Below are 12,460 nucleotides of genomic sequence, written 5' to 3' on the forward strand. Positions count from 1 at the left end.
TGCATGCGCCACTGAAATCAGAAAAAAGGCCCGGATCACTCCGGGCCTTTCGTCATACCAGCTTACGTCGCGATCAGCCGCCTTCCGGCGCGAAGGCAAGCGTGCGTCGGGTCGTAACCGGTGCGCCGACCGGCTCGAACTTCCAGCGTTTGACGGCATTGAGTGCTTCGCGGTCGAACACGCGGGCCGGGGTGGCGCGCAGCACGCGGGCGGCGGTCACCGAGCCGTCGGTGCCGACGGTGAGTTCGACCAGGACTTCGCCGGAGGTGCCCGAACGCAGCGCGTCGGCCGGGTAGCGCGGGGCGGGCGTGCTGACCGGGCGCAGGCTTGGTGCGGCGGCGGCCTGGCGGGTCGCCGCAGCCTGCTGGGCGGCCGCCTGCTGCTGGCGCTGTTCGGCCTCGCGACGGGCGTTGGCCTGGCGCTCGGCATCCTGCGTATCACGGCGCGCGGCTTCCTGCTGGGCAGCAATCTGGCGCGCGGCCTCGGCTTCGGTGGTCTGCTGCTGCGCCAGGCGCTGTTGTTCCACCAGCTGCTTGGCGCGGGTCTCGGCGTCCTTCTTGACCTTGTCGGTCTCTTCCTGGGTGCGCTTGAGCGCAGTCTGCATGCTGCCGCTGATGCCCTGCTTCAGGCGGGGCAACGCCGGGGCGGTCGGGTCGACTTTCTCGATCAGCGCGACCAGGCGCTGGGTCTCAGCGAAGTCTTCGCGGCCCAGGTTCTGCTCGGCGGCAATCAGGGTGTACGGCAGCAGATCGGTCAACGCGCTCTTGACCGAGGCATCATCCGGGGTCTTGTCACGCAGCGCCAGGTAATACTCGATGGCGTTGTCGCCGGCCGGGGCGTACATGCGGTTCTCGCGCAGCGCCTTGCCGGCCAGCTCGCGCAGTTCTTCGGTGCCCAACGATTGGACCTTGGCCGACACCGCCGGTGCGGCCGGCGCAGCAGTGGGGGCTGCCGGTGCCGCAGGTGCGGCCGGTACGGTTTCGTCCTTGCCAGAGCAGGCGGACAGGGCCACCAGCAGGATCATCGGCGCGAACAGCCGCGCCGGGCCATGAGTCTTGACGTGCGACATCCAACTCCCCTTTGAAGACGACGATACGTAGGGCCTGATGCGGTCAGGCCGACCGAAGGCCATGGACGTTTCCCGACGTCCACGGCGGACCCGCAGGTGTGCAATCTAGCATCACCCCGCCCGGCCCGGGGGCCAGGCGGCCAGGGCAGGGGGCATCCTCACCGATGCCGCCGCTGCCGTGCAAGCCTCAGTGAGACAACGTCTTGCTCGGCGTCCCGTTCATCAGCTTGTCGGTGTAGGCGATACCGATCGCCGACAGGATGAAGGCGGCATGGATGATGGTCTGCCACATCACGCCGGTGGAGGTCATGGCCGAGCACTTGAAGGCTACGGCGGCCGTGGGCCCGGCGGCTGCGACAGCGGCCGAAACGGCCTGCAGGTACGCGTCGCTGTTGCACGATGGCAGCCCATCCAGATTGCCAGCTGCAATGAAGGTCTTCAGCAGGTGGATCGAGGAGATGCCGATGATCGACAGCGCCAGCTTCACCTTCAACACGCTCGCATTGACGTGGCTCAGCCACTCCGGCTGGTCGGGGTGGTTTTCGAGGCGCAGGCGCGACACGAAGGTCTCGTAGCCGCCCACGATGACCATCACCAGCAGGTTGGAGATCATCACCACGTCGATCAGGCCCAGCACCAGCAGCATGATCTGCTGCTCGCCCATCTCATTGGCCTCGTGCAGCAGGTGCCACAACTCCTTGCCGAACAGGAACACATAGACGCATTGCGCCAGGATCAGGCCCAGGTACAGCGGCAGCTGCAGCCAGCGCGAGGCGAAGATCAGGGAAGACAGGGGACTGATGGGGGTCTGGGTCGAGCTCATGCTGGAATGCTGCGTTGCGGGGACGGCGCAGCGTAACGGTCCGGCTTGACCCTGCCAAGCCGAATGACGGACTAGACTCGGTATTCCCAATCCGCGAGCCGTCGCCATGATCGACCTGTACTACTGGCCTACCCCGAATGGCCACAAAGTCACGCTGATGCTGGAGGAGACCGGCCTGCCGTACCGGATCCAGCCGGTGAACATCGGCGCCGGGGACCAGTTCACGCCCGACTTCCTGGCGATCTCACCCAACAACAAGATGCCGGCGCTGGTCGACCACCAGCCCACCGACGGCGGCGCGGCGCAGAGCGTGTTCGAGTCCGGCGCCATCCTGCTGTACCTGGCCGAAAAGACCGGCCGCTTCCTGCCGGCCGACAGCCGCGGCCGGGTGGCGGTGCTGGAATGGCTGTTCTGGCAGATGGCCGGCCTTGGCCCGATGAGCGGTCAGATGGGCCATTTCAACGTCTACGCGCCCGAAAAGATTCCCTATGCGATCGAGCGCTACAACAACGAAGTGCGCCGCCTGCACGGCGTGATGGACAAGCGCCTGGCGCAGAGTGCCTACCTCGGCGGCGATGACTACAGCATCGCCGACATGGCCAGCTACCCGTGGATCGGGGCCTACGACACGCTTCCGGTCGATTTCAGCGCCTTCCCGAACCTCAAGCGCTGGCATGACGCGATCGCTGCGCGCCCGGCCACCCAGCGGGCCTACGCCCTGCGCGAGAAGGTGAACCCGCAGGCCGGCAAGCCGCTCAGCGAAGAAGAGCGCAAGCACCTGTTCGGCCAGCGCTGACGCGGTGGTCGCTTGCCCGGTCGTGCCGGCCGCTGGCCGGCTCCCCGCAGCGGTGGGCGCGCCCGGACGCCCGCCATCCCCGGCACGACCGGAACGGTTTTGGTTAGGATGAAGCGTTCCCCGTGCCGTTTTCCTGGCCGGGGACTGCCCAGACGCTCCCGGAACCCTCCATGCGCCACCTGTTTGCTTCGCTCGCCCTGATGCTCGCCTCGACCTCGATCGCCCACGCTGAAAAACTGACCCTGGATGCTATCACCGGCCCGCTGCCGTTGTCCGGCCCGACCCTGATGAAACCCAAGGTGGCCCCGGACGGCTCGCAGGTCAGCTTCCTGCGCGGCAAGGACGCCGACCGCAACCAACTGGACCTGTGGGCGTACGACATCGCCAGCGGCCAGACCCATCTGCTGGTGGATTCCAAGGTGGTGCTGCCCGGCACGGAAACCCTGAGCGACGCCGAGAAGGCCCGCCGCGAGCGCCAGCGCATCGCCGCGATGACCGGCATCGTCGATTACCAGTGGTCGCCGGATGCACGCACGTTGCTGTTCCCGCTCGGCGGCGAGCTGTACCTGTACGACCTGAGCAAGCAGGGCAAGGCCGCGGTGCGCCAGCTCACCCATGGGGAAGGCTTCGCTACCGATGCCAAGCTGTCGCCGAAGGGCGGCTTCGTCAGCTTCGTGCGTGCCCGCAACCTGTGGGTGATCGATCTGGCCAGTGGCCAGCAGATCCAGCTCACCGACGATGGCAGCAACACCATCGGCAATGGCGTAGCGGAGTTCGTCGCCGATGAGGAAATGGACCGCCACACCGGTTACTGGTGGGCGCCGGATGACTCGGCGATCGCCTTCGCCCGCATCGATGAATCGCCTGTGCCGGTGCAGAAGCGCTACGAGATGTATGCCGACCGCACCGAGATGATCGAGCAGCGCTACCCGGCGGCTGGCGACCACAACGTCACCGTCAAACTGGCGGTGATCGCGCCGCGCCGCAACGCCACGCCGCGCTGGATCGACCTGGGCCGCAACCCCGATATCTACCTGGCCCGCGTCGATTGGCGCGACCCGAAGCACCTGACCTTCCAGCGCCAGTCGCGCGACCAGAAGACGCTCGAACTGATCCAGACCGAACTGGCCAGCGGCCAGCAGCGCACGCTGGTGACCGAAACCTCGCCGACCTGGGTACCGCTGCACAACAGCCTGCGCTTCCTCAAGCAGGGCGGCTTTGTGTGGTCGTCCGAGCGTAGTGGCTTCGAGCACCTGTACCGCATCTCCGATGACGGCAAGACCGTCACCGCACTGACCGCCGGTAACTGGCCGGTGGACGAACTGCTGGCCGTGGACGAAGATGCTGGCAAGGTCTACTTCCGCGCCGGCATGGACAGCCCGCGCGAAAGCCAGCTGTACGCCGTGTCGCTGCAGGGTGGGGTGCCGAAGCGCCTCTCCCAGGCCCCGGGCATGCACACCGCCAGCTTCGCGCGCAACGCCAGCGTCTACGTGGACAGCTGGTCCAACACCACCACGCCGCCGCAGATCGCGCTGCACCGTGCCAACGGCGAGAAGATCGCCACCCTGGTCGAGAACAATCTTGAAGACCCGGCGCATCCGTACGCACGCTATCTCGATGCGCAGCGCCCGGTCGAGTTCGGCGCCCTGACCGCCGCCGACGGCAAGACAGAACTGAACTACAGCCTGATCAAGCCGACCGGTTTCGATCCGGCCAAGCGCTATCCGGTCGTGGTGTACGTCTATGGCGGCCCGGCCTCGCAGACGGTCACCAACAGCTGGCCCGGCCGTGGCGATCACCTGTTCAACCAGTACCTGGCCCAGCAGGGCTACGTGGTGTTTTCGCTGGACAACCGCGGCACGCCGCGTCGCGGCCGTGATTTCGGCGGTGCGCTGTACGGCGTGCAGGGCACGGTGGAAGTGGCTGACCAGCTGCGCGGCGTGGCCTGGCTGAAGCAGCAGGCCTGGGTTGATCCGGCGCGCATCGGTGTGCAGGGCTGGTCCAATGGCGGCTACATGACCCTGATGCTGCTGGCCAAGGCCTCCGACAGCTACGCCTGCGGCGTGGCCGGTGCACCGGTGACCGATTGGGGCCTGTACGACACCCACTACACCGAGCGCTACATGAACCTGCCGGGCAACAACCCGAAGGGCTATGAAGAAGCGCGCGTGCTGGCGCATATCGACGGCCTGCGCTCGCGGCTGCTGCTGATCCACGGCATGGCCGATGACAACGTGCTGTTCACCAACTCTACCGTGTTGATGAGCGCGTTGCAGAAGCGCGGCCAGCCGTTTGAACTGATGACCTATCCCGGTGCCAAGCACGGCCTGTCGGGCAGCAACGCCCTGCACCGCTACCGCCTGGCCGAGGACTTCCTGGGGCGCTGCCTGGCGCCCTGATCCCCCGTTCCTGCCACCGGCCTGACAAGGAGTTTGCCGATGACATTGCCGCCCGCACTTCCTGGTACCACCGTGCCCACCGGCTGGTGGCGACGCCACTGGCGCTGGGCCATGCCAGTGGCGGTGGTGGTCGGCATTGCGGCGGCAGCGGGGGCGGTGTGGTTCGCGCTGTCGCAGTGGGCGTACTGGAGCAAATCCAGCACGCCCTACCAGGAGGCCATGCGCCGCGCGCGCTGCAACATCGAGCTGGTCGAGGCCCTCGGTGAACCGTTGCGTGATGGCTACCTGCCGGCGGGATCGATGCATTCCAATGGGCAGAGCCAGTTCGTGATCGGCGTGAGCGGTCCACAAGGGAAGGGCCGCCTGTTCCTCAACGCCAAGCGTAGTGGCGAGCACTGGGACTACCCGATGCTGTATGTGGTCACCGATGCCAACGAGGCCATCGATCTGACCGCGCTGGATGATGCCGAGGCGGCCGAGCGCTGTGCGTTGGCTGAGTGCCGCGCCAAGGGCGAGTGTCCGCCGTCGCTCAGTCTTTGAGAGGCGAAGCTGACGTTGCTGCCTTCTGGATTCGCAATGACTGCTGTTTTCGTTGATACCGTGATGCCACGCTGGGTTCTGCGTACCCGCGGTCTCTAGTCTCGATGCACCTGCCCGTTTGGGCAATGCTGCGGGCGAGGTGGAGCGGTGGAACGAATCTTGAGTGGCTTGATGGCTGTGTTGTGTGGTTTGTTTTTAGCGCCGACAACCTTTGCGGCGCTACCGTTCATCGAGGTTCCCACTGGTGGGTGGGATCCCGGGCTGGAGGCGCGCAAGCACTATGCCGGCGGAATGTATGACTGGGTGCGCCGGGTCAAGGTAGATCGCACGGCACTGGCGTCCGATCGGATCCAGGTCGATCTGTTCGACGACGTGTTCATTATCGAGCGCACGCCCCTGATCGCCAGAGAGCCGGAAGATGTTCCTCTATATGTGGCGGATGTCAGCACGCATGATGTCCAGCGCTCGCCCACGTCGCGGCAACTGTGGGCAGGGACGATCATCGGCGTGCGGGGGCCTGGGGGAATGTCGAGCACTGTCGAAATCACCGAGCTGGGCAACGGCGACCTCATGTCCAGTTTTTCACGTGGCCATTTGCTGTATCAGCTGTTTGGGGATCTACTGGTGCGCATCGATCTGCGCCGGGTTCCCAATGAAGCACCCACGGTGCGTGATCCCTATCCGGCGGACCCGCTCATCCTGGATAAGGCTGCTTCCCCATCAACCGCGGTATCGACGATACGCGTGGCTTTTGGGTACGGAAATGGTGCGCTTGCCAACGGTAGGGAGCAGGTTTTCAGAATGATGGAGGGAGCGGTCGAACACGCAACTGCTGGCTTCCTCGCTAGCGGTATTCGGGTTGAACTACAGCGGGCTGGAAATGCGCTGCCCGGCTACGCTGAATCCAGCGTGGTACAGACGCTGGATGACCTTGTTCTGGGCTCTAACGGCCCGCTCTGGCTGGTGCATAGGATGAGGCATCTCGAAAAGGCGGATTTGATGCTGATGATCATCGACACGAAAGATCCGGAATCCGTCTGCGGTCAAGCACAACGGCTTCTGGCAACGAAGGAAACGGCATTTGCGGTGGTTGAACGTCGCTGCCTTCCTAATGAGATCAACAGCCTCGCCCATGAAATCGGCCACCTCTTGGGCGCCGACCATGATCCTGCACACGCGTCCATCAGCCCTCCAAAATTCCAATACGGGCATGGCTATCAATCACCATTGAATACACCTGACCGGTGGAGGACAGTGATGGCTTACGATTGCAGTGATCGTGCATGCGGACGGGTCAACCGCTGGTCATCTCCGCGGGTGAGCCACAACGGATTGCCGGCTGGAACGGCGCGTCTGCATGACAACGTCCGCGTGTTGAATGAGACACGAGCCACAATAGCTGCATTCTATCCAGACCCGTGAGCAGACTGACCCGGGCCGGGAGGTTAACAATCAAGCCATGACCTCCGGCCAATTGCCCCCGACCCGCCAAGTGCGTAGGGTCGCAGGCATCCTGCCCTGGAGTTCCTGCATGAAGCCGCTTGTCCTTGCTGTTGCGTTGGCCCTGTCCGTTCCCGCCGCGCTGTCGGCCCCGCCGGCGTTGGCCGCCCCGGCTGCCGCCAAGCCCGCCGCTTCGCCAGCATGGGTCACCCGCAGCAACCAGCTGGCGCAGATCCTGCTGGATGCGCAGGGCCCGTTCCAGCCGGAAGAGACCGGCTTCTTCGGCGTGCCGGGCTATGACGACAAGGTGGCCGACTTCGGCCCCGACAACGGTGCCCGCTACCGCGCGGCGATGGCCAAGGCGCGCAGTGAACTGCAGGCCAAGCTTGCCACCGAGCGCGATCCCAACGTCCGCCAGGACCTGGCGATCATGATCGCCGCCGCCGACCAGAACATCGAAGGCAGCGAACTCAACGAGAAATACCTGCTGCCGTGGAGCGACACCCCGCAGACCGTGTTCAGCGGCCTCAACCTGCTGCTGTCCGATCAGGTGCCGGCCGAGCGCCGGGCCAAGGCGCTGGATCGCCTGAAGGCCTACGCCGGGCTTGCCCCGGGCACGCAGCCGGTGACCACCCTGTCGCGCCAGCGCTATGAAGAACGCCTGGGCGAGAAGACCCTGCTGCAGCCGACGAAGATCGAAGTCGAGCAGTCGCTGGCCAATGTGGACACCTACATCACCGGCATCGAGCAGCTGTTCGGCAAGTACAAGGTGGCTGGCGCCGAGCAGGCGCTGCAGACCATCGCCAGCCAGCTGCGCGAGTACCGCGATTGGACCCGCCGCGAGGTGCTGCCCAAGGCCCGCACCGATGCGCGTCTGCCCGAGCCGCTGTATGCCTACCAGCTCAAGCGCGTGGGCATCGACATCGCCCCGGCGCTGCTGATGCAGCGGGCCCAGCTGGAATTCATGGAAACCCGCTCGGCGATGCGCCAGCTGGCGCCGCTGGTGGTGCAGGCCAAGGGCCTGAAGGTCACCGACAGCACCGATCCGGTGGCGGTGGTGCGTGCGCTCAAGGGCGACAAGATTCCCGACGATCAGCTCGAGCACCACTACCGCGGCGTGATCGATGCGATCGACCCGATCATCCGCAAGGAAAGGATTGTCGATGTGCCGCAGCGTCCGATGCAGATGCGCCTGGGCTCGGCCGCCGAAAGCGCCGCCTCGCCGGCACCGCATTTCCTGCCGGCGCCGCTGGTCGGCAATACCGGGCAGCAGGGCACCTTCGTGTTGCCGCTGGGCAACCCGGCCGCCGGCGACAAGGCCGCGCAGTACGACGATTTCAACTTCGGCTCGGCCGCCTGGACGCTGAGCGCGCATGAAGGCCGCCCGGGCCACGAACTGCAGTTCACCGCGATGGTCGAGCGCGGCATCTCGCTGGCCCGCACGATGTTCGCCTTCAATTCGGTCAACGTGGAAGGCTGGGCGCTGTATGCCGAAGCGGAGATGGTGCCGTACGAGCCGCTGGACGGTCAGCTGATCGCGCTGCAGTTCCGCCTGCTGCGGGCCGCGCGCGCGATGCTGGACCCGATGCTCAACCTGGGTCAGATCGACCGGGCCAACGCCGAGCGCGTGCTGATCGATGAGGTTGGCCTGTCCAAGGCGATGGCCACGCAGGAGCTGGACCGCTACATGGTGCGCATGCCCGGCCAGGCCGGCAGCTACTTCTACGGCTACACCCGGATTCTTGAGCTGCGCATGCAGACCGAGCTGGCGCTGGGCGATCGCTTCGACCGGCTGGCGTTCAACAACTTCCTGCTCGACCAGGGCCTGCTGCCGCCGGACCAGCTGGCCAAGGCCGTCAATGACGTGTTCGTGCCGAAGTACAAAAGCGCGGCCAAGCGCTGACGCGTTTGCGGTAGGCACCGACCGTTGGTCGGTGCGCTATCCCAGCAGCCACGACCAACGGTCGTGGCCTACCGCGGCCTTCGTTACCGCTGCGGCGTGATCGTCTGCGTCGGCAGACGCGGCGCCGGCGGCGGATTCGGTACCCAGATCGCCACACCGGCCGCGCGCTTCTGCGTGGTCGGGATGCCGATGCCCACACCACCGCCCACGTGCGAGCCGTAGCTGCCCGCACCGACGGACATGCCGACTGGCGAGCCGCTGGAACCCACGCCCATCAGGATCACGCCGTTGGCCCCGAGGGCGGCGGCCTCACGCTTGAGCCGCATGACCGCGGCATCGGTCTGGCCCTGCGTGCCGAAACCCACCGCGCTGGCCGATTCGAGCTGGGCGATTTCCTGCGACCCGGCCGGCGGCGTGGAGTAGATCTGCACCGTGGCCGGATCGACCGGCGCACGCGCCTGGCCGAGCATGACCTTGGAGGTACTGGCGCAGCCGGCGCTGAGCAGCGCCAGGCCCAGCAATGCAGCGCATCGGATGTTCATGGCGTTACCCCTGTGTGTGATGGCTGGGATGATCGGCGCTGGCGACTGAATCGGTCCCAACCCCTGCCAGCGCACCCTAGCACCGGCCCGGTGAGGCCCCCGCCAACGGCGTCTCGCTGCCGCTTGCGCCTGCGCCGGGAACCGCTATGGTGGGCCACGCATTCACCTCAAGGAGCCGGGCATGGGATTGATCAGTCTGTTGTGGGGCATCGTCGCGCTGCTCTGGATGATTGTGGCCCTGATCCCGCTGCTGGGGTGGGGCAACTGGTTCCTGATCCCGTTCGCGGCGGTGGGCGCGGTCATCGCCGCGATCGGCATCCTGTTCACCCACGCCAGCAAGCGCGGCCGGGCCTGGACCGGGCTGGTGCTCAACGGCATCGTGGTGGTGGTGGGCATCGTCCGGCTGGGGCTGGGTGGCGGCATCATCTGAGCGGCCCGTGCGCGGCCCGGGTGCGACCGACCGTCGCAGCTCACGGCCGCCCGGTACCATCGGCGTAGAATGACCGGCTGCCGCATCCGGCTCTGCCGGCGGTCCACGCCCGTCCGGGCGCTCTCCCTGCACCGATGATCATTCGTCCTCGTCCCCACGGCTGGCAACTGCTCTACATCCTGCGCGGCTCCATCGTTCCGGCGGTGGCCCCGAAGGTGGTGGCGATCCTGCTGCTGTCGATCGCGGTGGCTGCCCTGGCCGAGCTGTGGCACCCGCCGGGCATCGAGCGCGTCTCGGTGGCACCGTTCACGCTGCTGGGCCTGGTGCTGTCGATCTTCCTGAGCTTCCGCAACAACGCCTGCTTCGAGCGCTGGTGGGAAGGCCGCAAGCTGTGGGGCCAGCTGATCTATGAATCCCGCAGCCTGGCCCGCCTGTGCCAGGCGCTGCTGGTCGACGATCCTGCGCTGCGCGACCGCGTGTGCCGGCTGTGCATCGGCTTCGCGCATGCGTTGGCCGCCCGCCTGCGTGGCCGCGACATGGCGCTGGCGGCGCTGCCGTGGGTGCCCGAGGCCGATCGCGCGCGGTTCGGCCAGCGCCTCAACGCGCCCGACCAGCTGCTGGCGATGATTGCCGCCGATCTCGCCCAGGCGCTGCGCGCCGGCCAGCTTGATCCGTTCCTGTACACCCAGTTCGAAACGCGCCTGCATGCACTGTCCAGCATCCAGGCCGGTTGCGAGCGCATCCTGACCACGCCGCTGCCGTTCGCCTACACGCTGCTGCTGCACCGCTGCGCATGGCTGTTCTGCGTGCTGCTGCCCTTCGGCCTGGCCAGCTCGCTGGGCTGGGCCACTCCCGTGGTCTCGGCCGTGCTCGCCTATGCGTTCTTCGGCCTGGACCAGCTCGGCGAGGAGATGGAAGAACCCTTCGGGCTGGAATCCAACGACCTGCCGCTGGATGCCATGGTGCGCATCATCGAGATCGACCTGCTCGACAGCCTGGGCGTCCAGCCGCTGCCCGAGCCGCTGCAACCGCGGCACTACCTGCTGCAGTAGTTCCTGCACTCCTTCCTGCATTCTGTTCCGGAGTTCCTCATGGCACACCCCGACTATCGCCCCCGCCGCATGCGTCACGACGAGTTCTCGCGCCGCCTGATGCGCGAGAACACGCTGACCACCGACGACCTGATCTATCCGGTGTTCGTGCACGAGCTGGCCGGCCGCGCGCCGGTGGCCTCGATGCCGGGCGTGGAGCGGCTGTCCATCGACGAGCTGCTGAAAGTGGCGGAAGAAGCGCTGGAGCTGGGCATTCCGGTGATCGACCTGTTCCCGGTGATCGATCCGGCCGGCAAGTCGCTCGATGCCGCGGCGGCATGGGACGAGAACGGCCTGGCACAGCGCGCCATCCGCGCATTGAAGTCGCGCTTCCCCGAGCTGGGCGTGATGACCGATGTCGCGTTGGATCCGTACACCACGCACGGCCAGGACGGCATCATCGATGACAAGGGCTATGTGCTCAACGACATTACCGTGGAGGCGCTGGTCAAGCAGTCGCTGTCGCATGCCGAAGCGGGCGTGGACATCATTTCGCCCTCGGACATGATGGACGGCCGCATCGGTGCGATCCGCCGTGCGCTCGATGCCGCCGGCCACGTCAATGTGCGGATCATGGCCTACTCGGCCAAGTACGCCTCGGCGTTCTACGGCCCGTTCCGCGACGCGGTCGGCAGCTCCACCGGCCTCGGCAAGGCGGACAAGAAGACCTACCAGATGGACCCGGCCAACGGCGACGAGGCCATGCGTGAGATCGCGCTGGACCTGGAAGAGGGCGCGGACATGGTGATGGTCAAGCCGGGCATGCCCTACCTGGACCTGGTGCGCCGGGTGAAGCAGCAGTTCGGCGTGCCGACCTTCGCCTATCAGGTCAGTGGCGAGTACGCGATGATGAAGGCGGCCTTCGCCAATGGCTGGCTGGACGAGCGGGCGTGCGTGATGGAGTCGTTGATCGGCTTCAAGCGCGCCGGCGCCGATGGCGTGTTGACCTATTTCGCCCCGCAGGTGGCGCGTTGGCTGCGTGAGCGCTGACAATACGCGCCCACCCGATACAGGACGACGACGATGCAGACGATGGGATGGCTACAGTGGGTGACCTGGACGGCCGGTGTGCTGGCCTTCGCCGTGGTGATCGGGCTGGTGATCCGTGGCGTGCGCCGCGCCGCGCGGCAGGCACCGGAGCAACCCTCCGCCGCGGCCCGCATCGCCCGTGAGGCGCAGCTGTCGCCCGCCTTGCAGGCACAGCTGGCCGCGTTGAACCAGCGCAAGGATCACGGCGAGATCAGCGAAGCGCAGTACGAGCAGCTGCGCGCGGAGCTGCTGCAGGGCCATTGACCCTGGGCGGCGCCGCCTCCACGGGTAGCAACTGTCTTATCAGGTGCAGACCAACGCGGCCTCGGCGTCCCGCTTGCGGGCGTTGAGGATGACCAGCATCTTGCGCATGACCGCTACCAGCGCCACCTTGCTCG

12 protein-coding genes are annotated in these 12,460 nt (G+C 66.4%); 9 read left to right on the top strand and 3 right to left on the bottom strand.

Annotated elements, in window-relative coordinates; genetic code table 11:
• Positions 1 to 73 precede the first annotated feature (73 nt).
• Both ABE483_RS09805 and ABE483_RS09810 read right to left on the bottom strand, forming a co-directional pair.
• Positions 74 to 1,069 carry an energy transducer TonB gene (locus tag ABE483_RS09805; protein WP_313209428.1) on the bottom strand — a complete coding sequence of 332 codons (996 nt, stop codon included), beginning with the start codon at positions 1,067 to 1,069 and terminating at the stop codon, positions 74 to 76.
• A 187-nt stretch (positions 1,070 to 1,256) separates the two neighbouring features.
• A complete protein-coding gene (locus tag ABE483_RS09810) occupies positions 1,257 to 1,892 on the bottom strand; it encodes a TIGR00645 family protein (protein WP_313209426.1) in 636 nt (211 codons plus the stop codon).
• A 106-nt stretch (positions 1,893 to 1,998) separates the two neighbouring features.
• On the opposite strand from ABE483_RS09810, the gene ABE483_RS09815 reads away from it, so the two are divergent.
• The 5 genes from ABE483_RS09815 (at position 1,999) to ABE483_RS09835 (ending at position 8,970) form a co-directional block, all read left to right on the top strand.
• Positions 1,999 to 2,688: a glutathione binding-like protein gene (locus tag ABE483_RS09815; protein ID WP_313219347.1), complete on the top strand. Its 690-nt coding sequence runs from the start codon at positions 1,999 to 2,001 to the stop codon at positions 2,686 to 2,688.
• Between the two features lie 170 nt (positions 2,689 to 2,858).
• Entirely contained in the window at positions 2,859 to 5,087 is a 2,229-nt protein-coding gene (locus tag ABE483_RS09820) for a S9 family peptidase (RefSeq protein ID WP_346481597.1), read from the top strand.
• A gap of 39 nt (positions 5,088 to 5,126) precedes the next feature.
• On the top strand, positions 5,127 to 5,627 hold the full coding sequence (locus ABE483_RS09825) for a cytochrome c oxidase assembly factor Coa1 family protein (RefSeq protein WP_346472288.1): 501 nt from the start codon (positions 5,127 to 5,129) through the stop codon (positions 5,625 to 5,627).
• Between the two features lie 147 nt (positions 5,628 to 5,774).
• Positions 5,775 to 7,049 (top strand): M12 family metallo-peptidase, encoded by a 1,275-nt coding sequence (locus ABE483_RS09830; protein WP_346481598.1) that lies wholly within the window; start codon positions 5,775 to 5,777, stop codon positions 7,047 to 7,049.
• A 109-nt stretch (positions 7,050 to 7,158) separates the two neighbouring features.
• Complete coding sequence (locus ABE483_RS09835) at positions 7,159 to 8,970, top strand: DUF885 domain-containing protein (protein ID WP_346481599.1); 1,812 nt, start codon at positions 7,159 to 7,161, stop codon at positions 8,968 to 8,970.
• Between the two features lie 83 nt (positions 8,971 to 9,053).
• Here ABE483_RS09835 and ABE483_RS09840 read toward each other — a convergent pair whose 3' ends face one another.
• Positions 9,054 to 9,512 (bottom strand): hypothetical protein, encoded by a 459-nt coding sequence (locus ABE483_RS09840; protein WP_019185443.1) that lies wholly within the window; start codon positions 9,510 to 9,512, stop codon positions 9,054 to 9,056.
• Positions 9,513 to 9,693: 181 nt separating this feature from the next.
• Between ABE483_RS09840 and ABE483_RS09845 the strand changes: the two genes are divergently transcribed.
• The 4 genes from ABE483_RS09845 to ABE483_RS09860 all read left to right on the top strand — a co-directional run bounded on the left by ABE483_RS09845 (position 9,694) and on the right by ABE483_RS09860 (position 12,326).
• Entirely contained in the window at positions 9,694 to 9,942 is a 249-nt protein-coding gene (locus ABE483_RS09845; RefSeq protein WP_019185442.1) for a hypothetical protein, read from the top strand.
• Positions 9,943 to 10,076: 134 nt separating this feature from the next.
• Positions 10,077 to 10,994, top strand: a complete 918-nt coding sequence (locus tag ABE483_RS09850; RefSeq protein WP_313219351.1) for a bestrophin family ion channel — start codon at positions 10,077 to 10,079, stop codon at positions 10,992 to 10,994.
• 39 nt (positions 10,995 to 11,033) lie between these two features.
• Positions 11,034 to 12,023: a porphobilinogen synthase gene (gene hemB / locus ABE483_RS09855; protein WP_313209399.1), complete on the top strand. Its 990-nt coding sequence runs from the start codon at positions 11,034 to 11,036 to the stop codon at positions 12,021 to 12,023.
• A gap of 33 nt (positions 12,024 to 12,056) precedes the next feature.
• Positions 12,057 to 12,326, top strand: a complete 270-nt coding sequence (locus tag ABE483_RS09860) for an SHOCT domain-containing protein (RefSeq protein WP_284128632.1) — start codon at positions 12,057 to 12,059, stop codon at positions 12,324 to 12,326.
• Positions 12,327 to 12,460 lie beyond the last annotated feature (134 nt).

This window comes from Stenotrophomonas sp. TWI602 (assembly GCF_039674045.1).
GTDB lineage: Bacteria > Pseudomonadota > Gammaproteobacteria > Xanthomonadales > Xanthomonadaceae > Stenotrophomonas.